Annotated in this window: 18 protein-coding genes, 1 riboswitch and 1 other annotated feature; of the genes, 4 read left to right on the forward strand and 14 right to left on the reverse strand. The window is 32.1% G+C overall.

Going from position 1 to position 21,435, the window contains the following annotated elements; translation table 11 throughout:
• Positions 1-20: 20 nt before the first annotated feature.
• Positions 21-665, reverse strand: coding sequence for an aspartate/glutamate racemase family protein (locus tag ABDZ69_RS12765; RefSeq protein WP_343770189.1), 645 nt, complete (start codon positions 663-665; stop codon positions 21-23).
• 182 nt (positions 666-847) lie between these two features.
• Between ABDZ69_RS12765 and ABDZ69_RS12770 the strand changes: the two genes are divergently transcribed.
• Positions 848-1,291, forward strand: a complete 444-nt coding sequence (locus ABDZ69_RS12770) for a cell wall hydrolase (RefSeq protein ID WP_343770191.1) — start codon at positions 848-850, stop codon at positions 1,289-1,291.
• Positions 1,292-1,335: 44 nt separating this feature from the next.
• Entirely contained in the window at positions 1,336-1,743 is a 408-nt protein-coding gene (locus ABDZ69_RS12775; RefSeq protein WP_343770192.1) for a hypothetical protein, read from the forward strand.
• Between the two features lie 151 nt (positions 1,744-1,894).
• On the opposite strand, the gene ABDZ69_RS12780 is transcribed toward ABDZ69_RS12775, so the two are convergent.
• Both ABDZ69_RS12780 and ABDZ69_RS12785 read right to left on the reverse strand, forming a co-directional pair.
• Entirely contained in the window at positions 1,895-3,082 is a 1,188-nt protein-coding gene (locus ABDZ69_RS12780) for a DUF5667 domain-containing protein (protein ID WP_343770193.1), read from the reverse strand.
• A gap of 125 nt (positions 3,083-3,207) precedes the next feature.
• Positions 3,208-3,294, reverse strand: a riboswitch (cyclic di-GMP riboswitch).
• A 66-nt stretch (positions 3,295-3,360) separates the two neighbouring features.
• Positions 3,361-5,259, reverse strand: coding sequence for an ABC-F family ATP-binding cassette domain-containing protein (locus ABDZ69_RS12785; RefSeq protein ID WP_343770195.1), 1,899 nt, complete (start codon positions 5,257-5,259; stop codon positions 3,361-3,363).
• Between the two features lie 362 nt (positions 5,260-5,621).
• Here ABDZ69_RS12785 and ABDZ69_RS12790 point away from each other — a divergent pair, with 362 nt between their 5' ends.
• On the forward strand, positions 5,622-7,178 hold the full coding sequence (locus tag ABDZ69_RS12790; protein WP_343770197.1) for an ABC-F family ATP-binding cassette domain-containing protein: 1,557 nt from the start codon (positions 5,622-5,624) through the stop codon (positions 7,176-7,178).
• A gap of 161 nt (positions 7,179-7,339) precedes the next feature.
• Here the strand turns inward: ABDZ69_RS12790 and ABDZ69_RS12795 are convergent, their stop codons facing one another.
• From ABDZ69_RS12795 to ABDZ69_RS12840, 10 genes are all read right to left on the reverse strand, one after another.
• Positions 7,340-7,858, reverse strand: a complete 519-nt coding sequence (locus tag ABDZ69_RS12795) for a DUF2812 domain-containing protein (protein ID WP_343770199.1) — start codon at positions 7,856-7,858, stop codon at positions 7,340-7,342.
• Between the two features lie 14 nt (positions 7,859-7,872).
• Positions 7,873-8,184, reverse strand: a complete 312-nt coding sequence (locus ABDZ69_RS12800) for a PadR family transcriptional regulator (protein WP_343770201.1) — start codon at positions 8,182-8,184, stop codon at positions 7,873-7,875.
• A 358-nt stretch (positions 8,185-8,542) separates the two neighbouring features.
• A complete protein-coding gene (locus ABDZ69_RS12805) occupies positions 8,543-8,995 on the reverse strand; it encodes a hypothetical protein (RefSeq protein ID WP_343770203.1) in 453 nt (150 codons plus the stop codon).
• Positions 8,996-9,029: 34 nt separating this feature from the next.
• On the reverse strand, positions 9,030-9,695 hold the full coding sequence (locus tag ABDZ69_RS12810) for an AraC family transcriptional regulator (RefSeq protein ID WP_343770667.1): 666 nt from the start codon (positions 9,693-9,695) through the stop codon (positions 9,030-9,032).
• Positions 9,696-9,760: 65 nt separating this feature from the next.
• Positions 9,761-10,978 carry a threonine ammonia-lyase gene (gene ilvA / locus ABDZ69_RS12815; RefSeq protein WP_343770204.1) on the reverse strand — a complete coding sequence of 406 codons (1,218 nt, stop codon included), beginning with the start codon at positions 10,976-10,978 and terminating at the stop codon, positions 9,761-9,763.
• A gap of 17 nt (positions 10,979-10,995) precedes the next feature.
• Positions 10,996-11,907, reverse strand: coding sequence for a branched-chain amino acid transaminase (locus ABDZ69_RS12820; protein WP_343770206.1), 912 nt, complete (start codon positions 11,905-11,907; stop codon positions 10,996-10,998).
• Positions 11,908-11,921: 14 nt separating this feature from the next.
• A complete protein-coding gene (gene ilvB / locus ABDZ69_RS12825; RefSeq protein WP_343770208.1) occupies positions 11,922-13,562 on the reverse strand; it encodes a biosynthetic-type acetolactate synthase large subunit in 1,641 nt (546 codons plus the stop codon).
• Positions 13,563-13,585: 23 nt separating this feature from the next.
• Complete coding sequence (gene ilvD, locus ABDZ69_RS12830; RefSeq protein ID WP_343770211.1) at positions 13,586-15,241, reverse strand: dihydroxy-acid dehydratase; 1,656 nt, start codon at positions 15,239-15,241, stop codon at positions 13,586-13,588.
• 11 nt (positions 15,242-15,252) lie between these two features.
• Positions 15,253-16,245 (reverse strand): ketol-acid reductoisomerase, encoded by a 993-nt coding sequence (gene ilvC / locus ABDZ69_RS12835; RefSeq protein ID WP_343770213.1) that lies wholly within the window; start codon positions 16,243-16,245, stop codon positions 15,253-15,255.
• A gap of 13 nt (positions 16,246-16,258) precedes the next feature.
• Positions 16,259-16,477 (reverse strand): ACT domain-containing protein, encoded by a 219-nt coding sequence (locus ABDZ69_RS12840; protein ID WP_343770215.1) that lies wholly within the window; start codon positions 16,475-16,477, stop codon positions 16,259-16,261.
• 128 nt (positions 16,478-16,605) lie between these two features.
• Positions 16,606-16,879: a binding site (T-box leader), on the reverse strand.
• Between the two features lie 406 nt (positions 16,880-17,285).
• Between ABDZ69_RS12840 and abc-f the strand changes: the two genes are divergently transcribed.
• Positions 17,286-19,175 (forward strand): ribosomal protection-like ABC-F family protein, encoded by a 1,890-nt coding sequence (gene abc-f, locus ABDZ69_RS12845; protein ID WP_343770217.1) that lies wholly within the window; start codon positions 17,286-17,288, stop codon positions 19,173-19,175.
• 102 nt (positions 19,176-19,277) lie between these two features.
• Here abc-f and ABDZ69_RS12850 read toward each other — a convergent pair whose 3' ends face one another.
• A complete protein-coding gene (locus ABDZ69_RS12850) occupies positions 19,278-21,248 on the reverse strand; it encodes a methyl-accepting chemotaxis protein (RefSeq protein ID WP_343770219.1) in 1,971 nt (656 codons plus the stop codon).
• Positions 21,249-21,435 lie beyond the last annotated feature (187 nt).

Below are 21,435 nucleotides of genomic sequence, written 5' to 3' on the forward strand. Positions count from 1 at the left end.
TATGTATCTTAATTTTATAATTATTCCAATTCCAATTTCCCTAACATTTTCATAGCTGGGTCAATTATGGGAATTGAAGTCTTTTCCTTCAGCTCTTTATAAACATAAGGAAAATGAGTACAGCCTAAGATTATCCCTTCACATTTAAAGCTTTCCATAAACTCTATAATTTTGTCTAATGAATATGTATCCATTATTTCTTTTGGAGTTATTTTGCTTTCAATAGCCTTTACTAAAGGAAGTAACCCAACCCCTATAATATAAGCATTAGGATTACTACTTTGAATTACCTTTTCAATTCCATAGGTACTTTGATTATTTGCCGCAAGAAGACCAATAGTTTTAAACTTTTCTCCCATTTCTCTATATACTTGAAGAGGTGTAATAATGTTAATGTTAAATTCTTTTGCTAGACTGTCCATATCCACTGCCGCACTCAATGAATTACAATAAACAAATATGTTTTTTATTTCTTTTGCTTTAATATCTTTTATTCTATCCTTAACCATTTCCCTTAGCTTATCTGCATAAAGTACCTGAAGAAGAGATTGCTCCTCTGGTGTTTGGGAAATAGGATAGGCCATGCCCTCATGTCCCTGTTCTTCTAAGAATTCTATACCCATGTTTGTGTCTACAGGTGTACCTGCAATAACTGCTATCTTCATATAAATCTCCCCCTTTTTAATTAATTATAGACTTATTTTCCTTAGTTTTCTAGTTTTTTGGTTCTTTAGTTTTTTGATATATTAACTTGAAAAATTCATCATAGTTTTTTTCATTTATTAGTAACTTTTTCCTATATAAGTAAATATAATAATATAGTAGCTTTAATAAGGAGATGAAATTAGTGGCTTATAGTGATCGTGAGCTGCTTGCTAGAATTATAAAATGTGAAGCTGGCGGCGAGGGCGAAAATGGGATGAAAGCTGTTGCTTCTGTTGTTATGAATAGAGTTAATGTACCTTATGGTGAATATCAAAGGCTTGGTCAAGGTGACATTAGAAAAGTTATATTTCAACAGGGCCAATTTGACTGTGCTACCTCTGTTTTAAGAGGTTTGCCTAATCCTCAAACTATTTGGGGAAGTCCACCAGAAGATATTCACTACCAAATTGCCGATTGGGCTCTTTCTGGAAATAGACTATTTACAACAGGAGCTGCCTTATGGTATTTTAATCCATTTATACCAACTTGTATATACACTTTCCCCCGTAACGGCAGTGGTCGTTTTCAAGTAAGAGTTGTAAATCATTGTTTTTACAACCCTACAGCACTTTATGCACAAACTTAGTCAACAAATAAAATTATTATATAATTTATAAGGAGGCCTATAATTTGTTTACAAGAATGCCTAATGATTATTATGAATACCCAATGTGGGATGAGATTCCCGTAGAAGATTTTGATTTAGAGGATATTGATCCTCTTCAAACTAGAGAGGTTATCCCACCTGGCGGAACTACTGGTGGTCCAGATTTTACCCTTCAGCCAGGTCCACCTGTTCAAACAGATATAAATTATACTCAAGGATGGCTAAAAACGCAAATTGGAAAATATATTAAAATTGAGTTTTTGATAGGAACTAATATGCTAATCGACCGTGAAGGCGTGCTTCTCGAAGTTGGTATTAGTTATATTGTTATTAGAGAATCTGGTACTAACGATCAGTTAATGTGTGATATCTATGCAATTAAATTTGTAAGAATTTTTGATAACCAGGAAAAAATGTTAAATTGTAGGTAATTAATTAATTTATCTCTTATTGATAAACATATACAAGAATAATAATTGGAATCACTTTACAAATCCTTTTCAGGGAATTAAAAAGCCGTATATACACTAGGTATATACGGCTTAAACCTTTTTTTGCGGAGGTTATCTTCAACCACAAAAATTAGTTATTAGTTTTCTTTTCTTCTTTAACTTTCTTTTCTTCTTTAACTTTCTTTTCTTCTTTAACTTTCTTTTCTGCCTGATTTTTTATTTCTTCTTTAAGTTTCTTTTCTTCTTCTTTTCTTATTTCTTCCTGTTTCTTAAATTCCTCTTTAGCTTTTTCTTCTTCTTTTTTCTTCAATTCAACTTGTTGTTTTTCCAATTCCCTTTTAGCTTCTTCTTGTTTCTTTAATTCTTCTCTATTTTTTTCCTCTTCTTTTTTCTTTAGTTCATTTTTTTTATTCTCTGCTTCTTTTTCAATTTCTGACTTTTTAGCCTCTGGTAACTTGGTATTTTCCTGGGTCTTTAATTGTACTAATGTAGTATTTTCTGTTACAGGCTCTTTTTTATCCTCATCATTATCTTCTACGTCGTCAGTATCTTCCACATCATCATTATTTTCTATATCATCTACATCTTCTTCATCATCTTTATCTTCTTCTACTTTATCAGCTTTATCTTTTACCCAATTTCCTTTTCCAGAAGGGTGAATTCCTAATTCCTTTGCAATATTTCCTAATCCCATACCTTTTTCTGTAATAAGAACAGATATTTCATCAATTGACTTTCCACTAGCCTCTGATAGTGAAGCAATTTTAGCTATTTGTCCAAAACCTAGTCCTTGTTCTCTTAGGGTTTGTACAACTGTTTTATCAATATCTTTTACAACCTTTGCAGTGTAAACCACTTCTTCAGTTTTTTCATCTAACTCTTCTTTTTTATCATCACTTAGTTCTTCCTTGACTTCTTCATCAATTTGAACTCCTTCTTCTAATTCAGTGTTTAATTTTTCTTTTACTTCCTCATCTACATTTTCATTTGTAATTACTTCTGTTACTTTTTCCTGAGCCTCACCTATTGTTTTCATATAATCTTCAATAGCAGCTTGTACAAATTCGCTCTTTTCTTGAGCAGTCATTTCTTTAGCTTCAGCAAGACGCTCTTTTGCAAATTTTAATAAAAGCTCTGCCTCTTTTTCTGTATTAGATGCTAGGGATAATTGCAAATCTTCGAATAACTTGTCAACAGTATAAAAAATACTATCAGGTGTTACTCCTGGATTTACTTGTACACCCTCTGTAGCAGCATGAGCTACTGTGTTAAATGACAATAAACTAGCCATGGTAATTGAAACAATAAGTTTCTTCATTCTAAATACCTCCTATTATTCTTTTTATTTTTGGTGAACTAAAATCCATAGTAAAAATAAAAGAATGGAAGAGATAAAAAGCCGCTCAAAAGAGCAGCTTTAACACACTTGTGGTATTGACTCTCTTCGGCAACTGGCTGGCATAACTATACATAGTCTTAGCCCCTTTAGCTTTGCGTCCTTAAGTTTCCCTAAGTTTGCCTTTGTCGGATTTTAATTCTATATTTAATTTAATTATAACTTTTTTGTTATTACATGTCTACAATAATAATTTAATATTATTTTTTATCGAAATTATCACTCTTTTCTTGAAGAATCTTTTCAGCTATTTCATTTAAATAAACCCATCTTTCCATCTTTTCTTCTAATTGTTTTTCTAATTCTTCTTTTTTCTCTAATAGTTCTTGTAATAAGCTATAATTAGTAGAGGAATTTGTGATTTCACTTTCAATTTCCTCTAATTTTAATTCAATTGTAGCAATCACATCATCAATTTCATCATATTCTCTCTGTTCCTTATAAGAAAATTTTAAAGCTTTATCTTTTTTTCTTTCTATATTAATACTTTTAACTTTATCTTCTACTTCAACTACTGGAACATTATTGTTACTTTCTTTGAAATCAGAATAGTTTCCTGTATATTGAACTATTTTTCCATATCCTTCAAAGGAGAATATTTTTTCTGCCATTCTATCTAAAAAATATCTATCATGAGAAACCGCCATAACTGCTCCTGGAAAATTGTCAAGGTAGTCTTCTAATATTGTTAAGGTTTGAATATCCAAGTCATTTGTAGGTTCATCTAAAAACAATACATTAGGAGCTTCCATAAGAACTCTTAATAGGTACAATCTTCTTCTCTCTCCCCCTGAAAGCTTAGAAATAGGAGTCCACTGCATTGAGGGAGTGAATAAAAAGGTTTCTAGCATTTGAGAGGCACTTATTTTAAGTCCTTCCTTTGTGGTTAAAACTTCTCCACCTTCTTTTATATACTCAATAACTCTTAAATTTTCATCCATATGGTTGGTTTCCTGAGAAAATAGTCCTATTCTCACTGTTTCTCCAACTTCAATCTCCCCGCTGTCTGGCTTAATTTTATTACAAATTATATTAATTAAAGTTGATTTACCCATACCATTAGGCCCTATAATTCCAATTCTATCAGTTCTAGTAAATATATAACTAAAATCCTCTATGAGTTTTCTATCTTCATAAGATTTATTTATATTATTAATTTCTATAACTTTTTTACCTAAATAGCTTCCACCTACAGAAATTTGAATCTTTTCTTCAGTTAAATCTACAGCTGCATCCTGCAATTTTTCAAAACGATCAATTCTTGCCTTCTGTTTAGTACTTCTAGCCTTTGCTCCTCTTTTTATCCAAGCCAGTTCTTTTCTTAATAAGTTTTGCCTTTTTTCCTCAGTAGCTCTTGACATATCTTCTCTTTCTAATTTCTTTTGAACAAAGTTTTCATAATTACCATTATAGGTATAAAGATTACCTTTATCTATTTCTACAATTTTATTTACAACTCTGTCCAAAAAATATCTATCATGAGTAACCATAAGAAGAGCTCCTCTTCTTTTATTTATATACTCTTCTAACCAATCAATGGTTTCATTATCTAGATGATTTGTTGGTTCGTCTAAAATTAATAGCTCACAAGGAGTAATTAGTGATGACGCTAGGGCTATTCTCTTTCTCTGCCCTCCAGATAAAGTTCCAACTTTTGCATTAAAATTCGTTATACCTAGTTTAGTTAGCACAGCTTTAGCTTCACTTTCTATGCTCCAGGCATTCATGCTATCCATTTTACTTGTAAGGCTTGTAATAAGGTTATCCTTAGCATTTTCATCTTCTAAAGCCTTTTCATACTCCCTTATTAAAGTCATTACAGGAGAATTCCCCTTAAAAACCTGTTCAAGGACAGTAGCTTCCTCATGAAAATGTGGATTTTGTGAAAGGTATTCAATATTTACTGAGCTTCCTTTTATAATTCTTCCTGTCTCATAGCTTTCAATCCCTGCAATAACTTTTAGCAAAGTAGTCTTCCCAGTGCCATTTATTCCAATTACCCCAATTTTATCCCCTTCATTAATACCTAAATTTATATTATTAAATAAAGCCTTTTCGCTATAACTTTTACATATATTTTCTAAACTTATAATATTCATAATACGTTCCTTTCCTTGACACTAGACTGTTTATAAAATATCTTTAATTTTAATTATAGTATAAGATTTGCTTTGTAGAAAGCATTGAAGAAGTATTAAAAAGTCTTTATTTCTGACTTTGAAACACCGTATAAAGGCTTCTATGTTTGAGCGAAGCGAGTTTAGAAGTCTTAGATGTTTTAAACAACAGAAATATTAGACTTATTTTGTGAAGTGAAGGCTTTCCTATATGCAAAACTTATACTATCACTATAACATAAAAAATATTAAATATTATAATTTTCCTTTAAAAAAATTGTCTAATCATATATAATCTTTATGTATATTTTTTAATTACAAACCGTTTAGAAAGGAATTGAAAAATGAGTATTTTATCAGTTAAAAATCTTAGCCATGGCTTTGGCGATAGAGCTATATTAAATAATGTGTCCTTCAAACTATTAAAGGGTGAGCATATTGGATTAGTTGGTGCCAACGGAGAAGGAAAATCCTCTTTCATGAACATAATCACAGGAAAACTTGAATGTGATGAAGGGGAAGTTGAATGGGCAAAACGTGTGAGAGTTGGATATTTAGACCAGCATACAGCCCTAGAACGTGGAATGACAATTAGAGATGTTTTAAAAAATGCTTTTAAATATCTTTTTGACTTAGAGACAGAAATGAATGAAATATATAACAAGATGGGTGAAGCCTCACCTGAAGAATTAGAAAAATTATTAGAGGATACTAGTACAATTCAAGATATCTTAGATCACAATGACTTTTATATTATAGATGCAAAGGTTGATGAAGTAGCAAGGGGAATGGGGCTAGTTGATATAGGACTTGACAAAGATGTTAGTGATCTCAGTGGTGGTCAAAGAACTAAGGTTTTACTAGCTAAATTATTACTAGAAAAACCTGATATCCTTCTATTAGACGAGCCTACTAACTACTTAGACGAACAACATATAGAATGGCTTAAGCGTTATCTTCAAGCTTATGAAAATGCTTTTATTTTAATTTCTCATGATATACCATTCTTAAATAGCGTTATTAACCTTATTTATCATGTGGAAAATCAAGAACTCAATCGTTATGTTGGAACCTATGATGACTTTATAAAGGTTTATGAAGCAAGAAAACAACAATTAGAAGCTGCTTACAAAAAACAACAACAAGAAATTGATGACTTAAAAGACTTCGTTGCTAGAAATAAAGCAAGAGTTTCTACTAGAAACATGGCTATGTCTAGACAAAAGAAGCTTGATAAAATGGAAGTTATAGAGCTTTCAAAGGAAAAACCAAAACCAGAATTTAATTTCAAAGAAGCTAGGGCTTCAGGAAAAATGCTCTTTGAAACAAGGGATTTAGTAATTGGATATAATGAGCCTTTATCTAGTCCCTTAAATCTTCGTATGGAACGTGGACAAAAAATTGCTCTTATAGGAGCAAACGGCCTTGGAAAAACTACACTTTTAAAAAGTATTTTAGGTCAAATTCCTTCATTGTCTGGTGAAGTAGAATTAGGTGACTATCTTCACATTGGATACTTTGAGCAGGAAATTAAAGATGCCAATTACAAGACTTGTATAGAAGAAGTGTGGGGGGACTTCCCTTCCTTTACTCAATACGAAGTTCGTGCTGCCCTTGCTAAATGCGGACTTACTACAAAGCACATAGAAAGTAAAGTAGTAGTGCTAAGCGGAGGAGAGCAAGCTAAGGTTAGATTATGTAAATTAATTAATAGAGAAACTAATCTACTAGTACTAGACGAGCCAACAAACCACTTAGATGTAGATGCTAAAGAAGAACTTAAACGTGCTCTAAAAGCTTACAAAGGAAGCGTTCTAATTATCTGCCACGAACCAGAATTTTATCAGGATGTAGTGACAGAAGTTTGGAACTGCGAGAAGTGGACTACAAAAATTGTATAGTGGGAACTAAATTTTAGAAGGACACTATTTAGAATAGATTGGTGAAATCCGAGAGACAACGCACAAATAATTGTGTGCATGGAAGAATAAAATCCTAGGAGATATTTTTATTATATTTCCTAGGACTTTTTATTCTATCAACAACTGCTTTTCTTATATCATTACATATTTTTCTCTTGTTTATATTGTTCAATTTTCCACTTACATTTCCAAACTATTTTTAATATTGCTAAGGATATTGCCCCAAGTAATATTGTAAACATTCCGAAAATATAATAACCAGTTTTAATTGTTGCCATAAATTCAATAAAGAAACAAATGACTTCTATAACTAGAGCTACTTTGAAAAAATTCTTAATCTTATTGTAATGAGTGATTTTTGATTCTACATCTGTATACATTTCAAAGGGGCCATCCGATGCTTTTTTTTGTAAATATACCCATCTCCACCATTGATCTATGACTTCTACTCCTGTATCCTCCATAAAAGCTGCATAGTCATCTTTGTCACCATTCCAATTATCAAGCAAGTCTATTTGATAGTTGTATTCTCCAGGCTCACATTTTTCAAAAGTATAAAAACCAAGAAAGAATTTTTTGAATGCCCATCCATTTAAAGACATTTTCTTCAACCAATCTTCTTCTTCATCTTTGTCATAATATAGTTTGAATTTTAACATATATTCACTCCCCCCTAATCATCCATCTTTTTAGAATTTTTTATAAGCTCATTTAACCTTTTCACTTCGGTTTTAAATATTTGTTTACCTATATCTGTAATAAGATATTCCTTTTTCTTTCTAGATTCCTTATCCTCACTATACAAGCTGATCCATTCTTTTGTAAGCATTGAATTAATAGCTCCATACAAGGTTCCTGGTCCTAATGTTACCCTTCCATCTGTCATTTCATTTACATCTTGAATAATTCCATATCCATGATTTGGCCTTCGTACAGCTAGTAAAATATAAAATAAAGCTTCTGTCAAAGGTGTAGTGTTATCCAAATCTATCAACCTCCAATATATCGCATCATGATATATATAATATATCATGATGCGATATATCTGTCAATGATGTATTAAATAGAAATTAACAAACGTAGAATTAAAGATAAGTATAAAATACAGAATATAGAAAGAACACATCCTATATACTGCAATATATTTAAAAAACGATTTTTTGAAACTGAATGATAGTTATAAGAATATATACATGTAACATAAAATAAACCCTATATAGTAGGCTTTATTGATTGTCTACTCTATAGGGTACATTTTACTGTAAGCATAAGTCATAGGTTTTTAAATTAATTGTTTAGTTTCCTCTAACAATATTAGAAAAATGTGTTGTAATGTTTAGATGTTAAAATCTAGATTTTTCATAGTTATAGGGAATACTTGTTCCAACAACTACATCTTCTATTTTCTCAATTATTAGCCAGTCATCCATATTGCCTTGATGGTCAAATGCTAATGGTGTTATTTGCTTAACATTACTAAACTCAACCAAACAAATACACTTCTTGTGCCATCTTATTCTTTGTTTTTCTGATAAGTTAAGTTTATCTTGGTTTTCGATCATTATTCTATTAATTTCTTCTTCTGATAACTTCACATAATTTTGCACACTTACAACAGAAGCAGTAGCAGATATTTGCCCAGTGCCTTTCTTCATAAAGTACAGGGGATCGCCTTCAAAGACTCTACTATGCGGTATTTTCCTACCAGCTGCTGCTCTTATAACCATAGTTTTAGTTCCATCAAGGATTTTCTCCAATACTTTTTCTTTATCATCACAATATACAACATGTACCATCTTAATTTCTCCATTCTCCTAATTTCAATAGCGATTATACTTTTTTGATAATAGGCAACCATACTTCACACTTATAATCTTCTGATTGTTGATTCCCATCAAAATATACTTCTATATCTGGTGCATTGGAATATTCGTATCCAGACGTTGGAAGCCACTCTGTCACAATACGTCTTTGGAGGTTTTGTAGAGCCTCTGGTAATGGTCCTACTGATTCAAAAATAGCCCAAGTGCATTGAGGAACAGTATACTCATGCATACCGTTAGGAACCTCTTTATCTGTAGCTACTGCAATATAATAATCAAAGTCTTTACCATTCATACAAGAGCTAACACCTAAAAGACCAAATGGCTCTTTACACATCAAAGAACATATTGCGGGAATTACACCAACTACTCTAAATGCGTCTTTCTTTTCAATTCTATAGTTCATTTCCACATCTCCTTTTATTGATATTTTGAAGCTGATTGGTGGAAATGCCTTCATCTTTGTACCGTTAGATCTTGCCTCTGACGGTGAAGTACCATGAACGCTCTTAAATGCTCTTGTAAAAGCAGTTGGTGAATCATAGCCATATTTCATCGCAACATCAGTAACCTTAATATCTCTGCTCTGTAAATCAAGTGCTGCTCGCGTCATTTTTCTTCGTCTAATATACTCCGCTAAAGCAATGTATATATTACAATAAATTACAAGAATTCATTATTATTATACTTCAATTAAAATGATAATACCAATATTTTCAATATTCATTATCCACTTTTTTAATAAACCCTAACAATATCATACCCTTCATTATATAGAGCTTTACTAATTTCTTGTATATGTTCATTACCATTAGTTTCTACGGTAACATCTAGAGCTACATGCTTTAACCTATCCACTGCTTTAAATTGGTTATGCTCTAGCTTTATTACATTGGCTCCTAATCTTGCTAAAATCTCAGCTATTTTCAAAAGTTGTCCTGGAGTGTCTTTAAGTTTTACTGAAAAGCAAAATATCCTTCCTCTAGAAAGTAAACCGCAGTTTAGTAGTGATGCCATGGTAACTACATCTATGTTACCTCCACTAATTAAAGAAACCACCTTTTTATTTTTAAAGTTTAATTTCTTTAGAGCTGCTAAAGATAGTACTCCTGTAGCTTCTGCTACAAGTTTGTGTTTTTCCAGTAGTATGAACACTGCTTCCATAAGCTCACTATCTTCAACGGTTAGGATTTCATCCACATAATTTTTTACAATATCAAAAGCAATATCCCCAGGATTTTTTACTGCTGCCCCATCGGCAATAGTGTCCACAGAATGTAAATTTACTAACTTCCCTGAATCTAAGGAAAGCTTCATGGCTTTAGCTCCCTCTGCCTCTACTCCAATTATTTTTATATTAGGATTTATTGACTTTGCAGCGATTGCAACACCACTTATTAGCCCTCCCCCTCCAATAGGTACTAATATGGCATCCACATCTTTCATTTCCTCTAGGATTTCAAGGGCTATGGTTCCCTGACCTGCCATTACATCTAAATCGTTGAAGGGATGTATAAAAGTATAACCCTTTTCCTGTTCTAGTCTTTTAGCTTCTTCATAGGCTTCATCATAGCAGTCTCCTGCTAAAACTACCTCTACCCCATGATTTTTAGTTCCCTGTACCTTTATTAAAGGTGTGGTTTTAGGCATTACTATGGTAGCTTTTATTCCCAATTTATTTGCAGAGTAAGCAACTCCCTGAGCATGATTTCCTGCTGAAGCAGCTATTAATCCTCTACTTTTTTCTTCTTCACTTAGTTTTTTTATTTTATTTAAAGCCCCTCTTATTTTAAAGGATCCTGTAAGTTGAATGTTTTCAGGTTTTATGTATACTTCATTTCCACATTCCTTTGAAAACTCACTACTATATATTGACTTTGTATTTATACAAATATCTTTTATTCTTTCTCTCGCTTCTAATATATGTTTTAGCTTTAGTGTATTATTTATAATCATTTGTAGCCCCCTCTAATTTAGTATACCCCTTTGCAATAGGATGCATATTTAGGATTTTTCCCCATAGTTAATCCTAAAAATTGCTCTTTAATTTTTTTGCAAACTTCCCCTTCTCTTCCATCCCCTACTTTTCTTTTATCTATTTCTATAACAGGGGTAACCTCCATAGCCGTTCCACTAAAGAATATTTCCTTAGCTGAATATAATTCAGTTCTAGCTATACTTCTTTCTACCACTTCTAATCCTAATTCATTTTTAGCTATCTCCATAACGGTTCTTCTAGTAATCCCTTCTAGAATATTATCTGAAGGTGGCGGAGTTATGAGTTTATCATTTTTATATATAAATATATTTTCCCCAGGTCCTTCACAAACATATCCTGAATCCGTAAGAAGTATAGCCTCATCATAACCATTCTGTAGTGCTTCTAAAGATGCTAAAGCTGAGTTTAAATATCCTCCTATAGGCTTAGTTCTAGCTGGTATCATATTATCTGAAATTCTTCTCCATGAAGATACCATTACCTTAAAACTTTCCTTTTCCGAAGCCTTACCTAAAGGCTGACAATATATCAAAAGTCTATTATCCTCATCATACAGAGTTGGAAATAAATTTTCAGATCCCTTATAAACTACTGGTCTTATATAAGTAGAAGTTTTAAAATTATTTTTCCTCAGCAATTCTAAGGTGGCCTCACAAAGCTCATCTGCTGTATATGGTATATTCATATATAAAATCTTACAGGATTCTAAGAGCCTTTCATAATGCTCCTTCATTCTAAAGGTATAAAGTTGCCCAGTTTCCTCATCATAATAAGCTCTAATTCCCTCAAAGCATCCTAATCCATAATTAAAAGCCTTACACCTAATACTTATGGAAACTTCCTTTTCATCTACTATTTCTCCTTGGTAAAATACATAACTTGTCATATTTAATTGCCCCCTTATATTACAACATTATAAATTGGTTTCCCTGGTGGAACTATAGGATACACGCTTTCTTCTTTATCTATTTGACACTCTATGAATAAGGGTTTTACTCCTATTTCTACTTTTCCTAAAATACCTTTTAACTCTTCCATAGAGGAAGCTTTATAAGCTTCAATACCATAACCTTCTACCAATTTTACATAATTAAAATCTTCCATATCTGTCTCAGAATATCTTGCTCCACAAAACATTCTTTGCCATTGCCTTACCATTCCTAGAGTTTTATTGTTCATCATAAGTATAGTTATTGGAATATTGTACCTATGAATGGTAAATAGTTCATTGCAATTCATTCTAAAGCTACCATCTCCAGTAACCAATAATACTTCCTTTTCTGGATTTCCAACCTTTGCTCCTATGGCTGCACCCATGCCAAAACCCATGGTTCCGAGGCCTCCAGAGGTTATAAAGGATTTTGGTGTATTAAAATCCCAATACTGAGCTGCCCACATTTGATGTTGCCCCACATCTGTAGCTACCAGGGAATTTTCTCCTAATATTTTATTGAAGGATTTCAAAATATTTTTCGGCGAAAACTCCTCTTCGTTACTCTTTTCTTTTACCTTAAAGCTATTTATTTCTTCTATCCAGGAACTATTGTCCTTTTTCTCTACCTTTTCACCTATGCTTTTTAATATGGCTTTTAAATCCCCCACCATAGATATATGAGCATCCACATTTTTATCTATTTCACTGCAATCAATATCTATGTGAATAATTTTAGCATGAGAGGCAAAGCTTTTAGCATTGCTCACTACCCTATCACTAAATCTTGCCCCAATGGCTATAAGCAAATCACTATTTGTAACAGCCAAATTATTTTCCTTAAAGCCATGCATTCCTACTAAGCCTAAAGATAAATTATGATTTCTAGGGATATTTCCAAGAGCCATTAGTGTATTTACCACCGGAATATCTCCCTTCTCAGCCAAAGCAATAAGCTCTCCCCCTGCCTTAGAAATTTCCACACCACCACCAGAATAAATTACTGGCTTCCTTGAATTATTTATTAACCTTACTATTTCCTCCAATAAATTTTCATCTAAAGGTTTAGCTTCCTTTATAGAGTTTTGGTGTTTAATTTTTTCATAAGCATATTCTGCAAGAAAAATATCCTTGGGTATATCTATAAGTACAGGCCCTGGCCTTCCACTTTGGGCTATTTTAAATGCCTCATGTATCGTTTTAGATAAATCTTCTACCTTTCTTACTAAGTAATTATGCTTTGTCACAGAAAAGGTTATTCCTGTTATATCCACCTCTTGAAAGGAATCTTTGCCTAAAAGCGTTGTGCTTACTTGCCCTGTAATTATAACTAAAGGAATAGAGTCCATATAAGCTGTAGCAATACCTGTCACCGCATTGGTAGCTCCAGGCCCCGAAGTTACAAAACAAACTCCAACTTTTCCTGTGCTCCTGGCATATCCATCTGCTCCATGAACTGCTCCTTGTTCATGGGCTGTTCTTATATGATTAAAATCCTCATAGTCATATAAAGCATCATATAGAGGAATAACCGCCCCACCTGGATATCCAAATAAGGTATCCACCCCTTGTTCTTTCAAACATTCTAGTAAAATTTTTGCTCCAGTCATTCCTTCTTAGCCCCCTTTTTATTTTACTTACATATTGCTCCTTGAGAAGCTGAACTTACAAGCTTCGAATACTTACTTAAATACCCTTTTAATTCTCTTTCTTTTATTTTCAAGCTTTTTCTTCTATTTTCTAGTTCCTCTTCCTCTACTAAAAGTTCTAAAATTCCATTAGGTATATCTATTTTTATTAAATCCCCATCTTTAACTAAAGCTATAGTTCCGCCCTCCATAGCTTCTGGTGAGACATGACCAATAGCTGCCCCTCTAGTACCCCCTGAAAATCTTCCATCAGTAATTAGTGAAACTGTTTTATCCAATCCCATTCCTGCCAGTGCTGAAGTAGGAGTCAGCATTTCCCTCATACCTGGTCCTCCTTTTGGTCCTTCATAACAAATCACCACAGCATCTCCAGCTTTTATATCTCCTTTAAGTATTGCTTCTACTGACTCTTCTTCACAGTTAAAAACTCTAGCTTTGGCCACTGTCTGCATCATTTTTTCATCTACAGCAGACTGTTTTACCACAGCTCCTTCTGGCGCTAAGTTGCCTCTTAAAACCTTTATTCCTCCAGTTTGACTATAGGGATTTTCTATATCCCTTATTACCTCTTTATTTTTATTTTCTCCCTTTAATATCAATTCTCCCATAGTTAAAAGACTTACTGTTTTATTTTCTAATTGAATTAAGTCTCTTTTACTTAGTTCATTCATAACTGCCAAGATTCCCCCTGCTTCATAAAGATCCTCCATATGATGATGTCCCCCAGGGCTTAACTTGCATAAATTAGGTATTCTTTGGCTTATTTCATTTATTATATCTAAATTTAAATTTACATTTCCTTCACTAGCAACAGCCATTAAATGAAGAACCGTGTTAGTGGAACACCCTAGGGCCATATCTACTGTTAATGCATTTTCAAAAGCCTTTTCCTCCATGATATCTCTTGGCAGTAAATTTTCTTTAATAAGCTTCATTATTTGCATACCAGTTTTCTTAGCTAATCTTTTTCTCGCAGAGTATACCGCTGGAATTGTAGCATTTCCCGGAAGAGCCATACCTAAAACCTCTGTCATACAATTCATTGAATTTGCCGTAAACATTCCTGAACAGGAACCACAAGTCGGACAAGCATGTTCTTCTAAAAGACTTAGTTCATCTAAATCCATATTTCCATTAGAAACCTTTCCTACCCCTTCAAATACAGTAGTTAAATCTATCTTTTTACCTTCTAATTTTCCAGCAAGCATTGGTCCTCCGCTGACTATTATGCTTGGTATATTAAGTCTCGCCGCTGCCATAAGCATTCCTGGAACCACCTTATCACAACTTGGTATAAGTACTAATCCATCTAACCCGTGGGCTTTAGCCATAATTTCTATGCTATCTGCTATTATTTCTCTGCTTACTAAAGAATACTTCATTCCTTCATGATTCATGGCCATACCATCACATACTGCAATGGCTGGGAACTCAAGAGGGGTCCCCCCCTCCATTAAAACTCCTCTTTTTACGGCTTCAGCTATTTGTCTAAGTTCTATGTGCCCTGGTACAATTTCATTAAAGGAATTTACAATACCCACTAAAGGTTTATTTATTTCCTCTTCTGTAAATCCTGATGCTTTTAAAAGAGATCTATGGGGCGCCTTGGTTAGCCCTAATTTTAATTCGTCACTTCTCATGTTATTACCCCCTACTTTTCTATCCAGCTCATCATCTTTCTTAAATCTTTTCCTACCTCCACTAGAGGGTGCTCTAATTCCTTTTTCTTTATGGCATTAAACATAGGTCTATTTATCTGATTTTCTAAAATCCACTCTCTTGCAAACTTACCATTTTGAATTTCCTTTAATACCTGTTCCATTTCCTTTCTCGTATCTTCCGTTACAATTCTTTTTCCCACCATATAATCCCCGTATTCTGCAGTATCACTTATACTATAACGCATTTTTTCAAAGCCGCCTTCGTATAAAAGATCTACTATAAGCTTCATTTCATGGAGACATTCAAAATAGGCTAATTCCTTTTGATATCCAGCCTTTACAAGGGTGTCAAAGCCTGCCTTTATAAGTTCTGTTACTCCTCCACATAAAACTGCCTGCTCTCCAAAAAGATCTGTTTCCGTTTCTTCTTTAAAGGTGGTCTCCAGTACCCCTGCCCTAGTTGCCCCTATACCCTTTGCATAAGCAAGGGATAATTCTCTAGCACTTCCAGTAAAATCTTGATGTACAGCAAATAAAGCAGGTACCCCCTTTCCTTCCTCATAAACTCTTCTAACTAAATGTCCTGGTCCTTTAGGCGCCACCATGAACACATCTATATTTTTAGGCGGTACTATTTGATTGAAATGAATATTAAAACCATGAGCAAAAGCTAAAGCCTTTCCTAATGTCAAATTTGGTAATATACTTTCTTCGTAAACTTTTCTTTGCTTTTCATCTGGTAATAGCATCATGAGCAAATCACACTCTTTAGCAACTTCTTCTACTGTCATTACTTTAAGCCCATCTTCCTCAGCTTTCTTCCAAGACTTGCTTCCCTCGTAAAGGCCAACTAATACTTCCACCCCACTATCTTTTAGGTTTAGTGCATGAGCATGACCCTGACTGCCATAGCCTAAAATCCCAACTCTTTTGCCCCTTAATAATTCTAAATCTCCATCCTTTTCATAATACATCTTTGCCATTTTAAAAGCCCCCTTACATTATTCTTATATTTTCTACATCTTCTAGCTTTAATATATTATTGATTACATAATTAACTAAAGCCTCATCTTGTAGAACAATTTTTAAATTAATATTAGAATCATTTTCTGATTCCATATTCACTGACTTTACCCCAATATTTTTTCTTCTCAAGAAATTTGCTATTCTTACAAAACTGTCTATACCTTGATTTAGTTCTGCATATAGAACCATATAACTTCCCCCTTTTAATAACATTTTAGTATATTTTTTGAAGTAAAATATTTAGACTTGCCCAAAAACTTACACATCCTACTTTTAAACAATAAAAAAGTCCTTCATCCTTAAAAGTAATATTTTACTTTAAGGACGAAAGACTATACTTCCGCGGTACCACCTTATTTGCAATTATAAAAAATAATTGCCTCTTAATTTCAGGTCGACCTCTAATAAATTATTATTTCGGTGAACCCTAACCATATATCGCTGGTTAACGTCTTTGTTTACTGGGCAACGGCCTTTAAACTCAGAAGCTCTGGAGTGATCATTATATACTCACATCAACACCAACTCTCAGCTACCGTTGGTTCTCTGTAGTCGACTTTAGAATATTTTTGTCTCCATCATCGCAGTTAATCTATAATCTAATTTTAAACTTTCTTTCATTATATTTATATAATTTATTTTTGTCAATATCTTTTTTAAAATTTTCTTACAATAAGATTATTGTAAATAATCTTATTATAAGTTATAATTTATGTAATTATCGTATTTAGGAGGGTCTCGTAATGGAATGGTTATTATATAGCAGTTCTGTGGATAAAAATGGAATTTACTTGTTTTACGGGAGAAGTCCGTCCATTTTTAGAAAACTGAGTGTATAATACCTACGAGATTTTTATTATAAAATTAATTGCTCTAAGGTGTTATTCCTTAGAGCTTTTTTGATGGATTTTCTCCTGTAAGCCTTTAAATCTAAATTGATTTATGGGCTTATTTATTTTACAAAACTAAAATAAATTTTGGAGAGGATTAATAATAAATGATAGCATTAGCATTAAATAATATAAATAAATTCTATGGAGGAACTAAGGTCTTAGATAATATAACTTTGGAAATAAATGAAGGAGATAAAGTTGGTATAGTAGGTAAAAATGGTGCTGGGAAAAGTACATTATTAAAGTTGATAATGGGTATTGAAGGAGAATATGAAGGAAATATAATTTATAAAAAAGGCATAAGACTTGGATATGTAGACCAAATTCCTTCTTACAATGAAGATTCAACAGTATTAGATGTATTAAATGCTGCTTTTGAGGAACACAGCAATATTTTAAACCAAATGAATATATTAGAAAAAGACCTAGCTCACTTAGTTGACCTAAATTTATCTAAAGCCTTAGATAAATATTCAAATTTACAAGAGCAATATGAGCAGATGGGCGGATATGAAATAGAAGAACGAATGAATAAAGTATGTGTTGGACTAGATTTTTCCCAAACTTTTAAAGAAAGACGATTTACCTCTTTAAGCGGTGGCGAAAAAACCTCCGTATTATTAGGTAAGTTATTACTCCAAGCCCCTGATATTCTTTTATTAGATGAACCTTCTAACCATTTGGATCTAAAGTCCATAGAATGGCTGGAAAATTATTTAAAAGAATACAAAGGAACAGTAGTAATAGTATCCCATGATAGGTATTTCCTAGATAAGGTTTCATCAAAAATTATAGAAATAGAAGATATGAAAAGTAAAACTTACTTAGGAAATTATACAAACTATGTAAAGCAAAAAGAAACTGATTTATTATTACAACAGCAAGCCTACGACAATCAGCAAAAGAAAATTAACTCAATGGAGGAATCTATAAAAAGATTAAGAATTTGGGGAGCTATTGGAGATAATGAAAGTTTATATAAAAAAGCAGCATCCATGGAAAAAAGGCTAGATAAAATGGATAAGATCGATAAACCTAAGTTAAATAAAGAAAATATTAAACTAAATATACAAGCTAGTGAGCGTTCTGGCAAGGATGTAGTAATTTTAAAGGATGGCTGTAAAACCTTTGGAGATAAAATCCTCTTACAAAAGGCTAATTTTCATTTAATCAATGGGGAAAAAATTGCCTTAATAGGTAATAATGGATGTGGCAAATCTACTCTTATTAAAATAATTTTGAGTGAATATAATTTAGATTGCGGTGAAATAAATATTGGCAGTTCTTTAAATATAGGTTATCTTCCTCAAAATGTTACATTCAGTGATGAAAACATCACTGTTTTAGAGTGCTTTAAAGAAAATATATGGCTAACTGAAGGAAAAGCTCGAGAATATCTATCTAAATTTCTTTTCTTTGGTGAAAGTGTTTTTAAAAAGGTTAAAAGTCTTTCTGGTGGGGAACGAAGTCGTCTAGTTTTAGCTAAACTTCTTTTTCACGAAGTAAATTTATTGATTTTAGATGAACCTACAAACCACTTAGATATACCTTCAAGAGAAGCCTTAGAAGAAACTCTCAGACAATTTAAAGGAAGTATTTTGTTTGTTTCCCATGATAGATACTTTATCAATTCTCTTTGTAATAAAATTGTTGAACTAAAGGATGGAAACCTCATACCCTACGAAGGAGATTATGAGTATTACAAAGAGAAGTGTATGGAGCAATCTGCTATGTATAAGCCCCTATGCAAAGTTGATGATTTAACTTCTCACAACAAAAAACCTAAGATTAATTCTAATAAAATAAATACGGATAAAAAAATTAAAACCCTTGAAGAAAACATTGATCATATTGAAAAAGAAATAGAAAACATTGAAGAAGAGATGAACCTTTGTAGGGATTATGGCAAATTAAACGAATTCTACAATAAAAAAGAAGACCTATCCTTAAAGCTTGAATACCTTTTAGAAGAATGGATGGAATTACAAAAATAATTATTTGAAAAAATAGACTTGGGAATTTTTAAATTCCCAAGTCTATTTTTTTACTTTGGCGTAAAACCACAATATCCTATTTTATCACATTATTTTTTTATATTATACTCTAAATAATTCAACGGAGTTCTCTAAGGTTTTTATAGTTTTATTTAACTCTTCAATTGAAGCTATTACCTCTTGAACAGAAGCCGCTTGTTCCTCAGAGGATGCACTTATCTCCTCTGTTGATGAAGCAGATTCTTCTAATATACTAGAAATATTCTCTATGGACTTTAATACTCTATCTTTAGAAATATTAATTTCTCCAACAAAATTATTTAAAGTATTTGTATTAGATACAGCTTCATTTGCTACAATATTTATATCGTTAAAAGCTTTTTCTGTTTCTATCAAGCATGAATTTGCTTCTTGTATTACGTTGTTTGCCATATCTACGGAACCTTCCGTAATTTCTATAACATATCTAATTTCATCTATTATTTTCTTTATTTCTTTAGCTGCAGAGGAGCTTTGCTCTGCTAGTTTTCTTACTTCTCCTGCAACAACAGAAAATCCTTTACCGTGCTCTCCTGCTCTTGCTGCTTCTATGGCTGCATTTAGTGCTAACAGATTAGTTTGCTCTGCTATAGAAGTTATAGTTTCTACTATTATCCCTATAGATTTTGATTTATCTGTTAGCTTGTCTATTCCACCACTTACACTCTTAGATGCCTCTATATTGTTATTAAATTTATCTTTAAGCTCAGTAATTGATTCTATCCCAATTATGACTTTACTTTTCATATGGTTAGTATTTTCGAAAGTTTTATTTGAAAATACTAAAACATCTTTAATTTTGTTAGATAAATTGTTAGTTTCATTTAAACTATCTATAGCCTCATGAGCTTGCTTTTCCGCAGCAACAGCTAATTGTTCCGTTGTTTTTGCTACTTCATTACTTGCTACCCCTATTTCATCTACATTAGAACCTATGGTTTTTGTTGAATTTTCTACTTGTAAAGTTATATGTTGAACATTTCCAATAAGCCCTCTTAAGTTTTCCATCATTTTGTTAAATCCAACTGCAAGCTGCCCAATTTCATCTTTTGAATTAATTTGAACATCCTTTGTTAAATCTCCCGTTTCTACTACTTTCATTGCCTGTAATAGCTTTTCTATATCTTTTAAACTATAAACTATAAATATTAAAGTAAATATACAAACTACTATAGAGAAAACCATAGAATATATGTACATTTTTGTTTTCATGGAGTTAATATCATTTATGATCTCAGTTCTGTCTTGTATAACTTTTATATATCCCTTTATTTCCCCACTATAATCTTTAAAGGGAACTAGCATAATGCCGTATTTTTCATCTGAAGATTTTAAAAATATATTATTTCCAGTTTTAATATTAGAATTTATATCTAAATTCACTTTCCAAATATCATCTCCAGTTGTTCCTGATAGATATTTATTTTCATCAGCTAAACTATATATGAAATATTCTCCATTATATTTATCCTTTAATGAACTTAAAAAACTTTCTCCGAAGTCTTTACCATATTCCACTGTTCCAACATGACTATTATTGTATGTAATAGGCGCTACAACTCTTAATCCATAACCTGATTTACCTTCTTCTATTCCTGTTATAACTTTTTTATCCTTATTTGCTTCATTAACAGTCATTCTGAAAGATTTTAAACTATCTCCATATTTCCCTGGATCATTAACTCTTAAAAATGATGTAGAATCTGGGAGGTGAAATTGAAACTGCGGTACATTCTTCTTTATGTCTTCATAAGCTGGTAGCAGCATATCTAATAATTTTTTTCTATCCCTTTTTCCAAAAGCCTCTTCTACTTCTTTATTTTTTGCAATACCTATAACTGCAATTTTAGTTTGTTCAATTTCATCATAAATTGATTTATTAATAGATTCACATATTAATGTATAATTTTCGTTTTCTTTATTTTTAATTATTTGCTCTGTTTCTCTCACAGTGAAAAATGAAAATAACATATATAATAAAAATATAGTTATTCCTATTCCACTAATTAACTTTTTCTTAATAGACAATTTCATACTTCCCTTCACTTTAAAATAATTTACAACATTTATCTCTTCGTCATTTTGTCATTTTTCTTTAGTTTTTATATAATATTGTTGTATTTTAAGCTATTGTAGTAGTGCTTTACTCCTTTATAAAATAGAATTTTTAGCTACTTGACAATACATAGTAGTCATAGTATTATTTTATTAAGCTATTATG

The sequence above is a fragment of the Clostridium malenominatum genome, from assembly GCF_039521365.1.
Taxonomy (GTDB): domain Bacteria; phylum Bacillota; class Clostridia; order Clostridiales; family Clostridiaceae; genus Clostridium_AW; species Clostridium_AW malenominatum.

Bases quoted from the DNA above. Each gene is read 5' to 3' on its own strand.
- ABDZ69_RS12765 (WP_343770189.1), bottom strand. From the start codon at position 665: ATGAAGATAGCAGTTATTGCAGGTACACCTGTAGACACAAACATGGGT.
- ABDZ69_RS12780 (WP_343770193.1), bottom strand. From the start codon at position 3,082: ATGAAGAAACTTATTGTTTCAATTACCATGGCTAGTTTATTGTCATTT.
- ABDZ69_RS12785 (WP_343770195.1), bottom strand. From the start codon at position 5,259: ATGAATATTATAAGTTTAGAAAATATATGTAAAAGTTATAGCGAAAAG.
- ABDZ69_RS12790 (WP_343770197.1), top strand. From the start codon at position 5,622: ATGAGTATTTTATCAGTTAAAAATCTTAGCCATGGCTTTGGCGATAGA.
- ABDZ69_RS12795 (WP_343770199.1), bottom strand. From the start codon at position 7,858: ATGTTAAAATTCAAACTATATTATGACAAAGATGAAGAAGAAGATTGG.
- ABDZ69_RS12805 (WP_343770203.1), bottom strand. From the start codon at position 8,995: ATGGTACATGTTGTATATTGTGATGATAAAGAAAAAGTATTGGAGAAA.
- ilvA (WP_343770204.1), bottom strand. From the start codon at position 10,978: ATGATTATAAATAATACACTAAAGCTAAAACATATATTAGAAGCGAGA.
- ABDZ69_RS12820 (WP_343770206.1), bottom strand. From the start codon at position 11,907: ATGACAAGTTATGTATTTTACCAAGGAGAAATAGTAGATGAAAAGGAA.
- ilvB (WP_343770208.1), bottom strand. From the start codon at position 13,562: ATGACTGGAGCAAAAATTTTACTAGAATGTTTGAAAGAACAAGGGGTG.
- ilvD (WP_343770211.1), bottom strand. From the start codon at position 15,241: ATGAGAAGTGACGAATTAAAATTAGGGCTAACCAAGGCGCCCCATAGA.
- ilvC (WP_343770213.1), bottom strand. From the start codon at position 16,245: ATGGCAAAGATGTATTATGAAAAGGATGGAGATTTAGAATTATTAAGG.
- ABDZ69_RS12840 (WP_343770215.1), bottom strand. From the start codon at position 16,477: ATGGTTCTATATGCAGAACTAAATCAAGGTATAGACAGTTTTGTAAGA.
- abc-f (WP_343770217.1), top strand. From the start codon at position 17,286: ATGATAGCATTAGCATTAAATAATATAAATAAATTCTATGGAGGAACT.
- ABDZ69_RS12850 (WP_343770219.1), bottom strand. From the start codon at position 21,248: ATGAAATTGTCTATTAAGAAAAAGTTAATTAGTGGAATAGGAATAACT.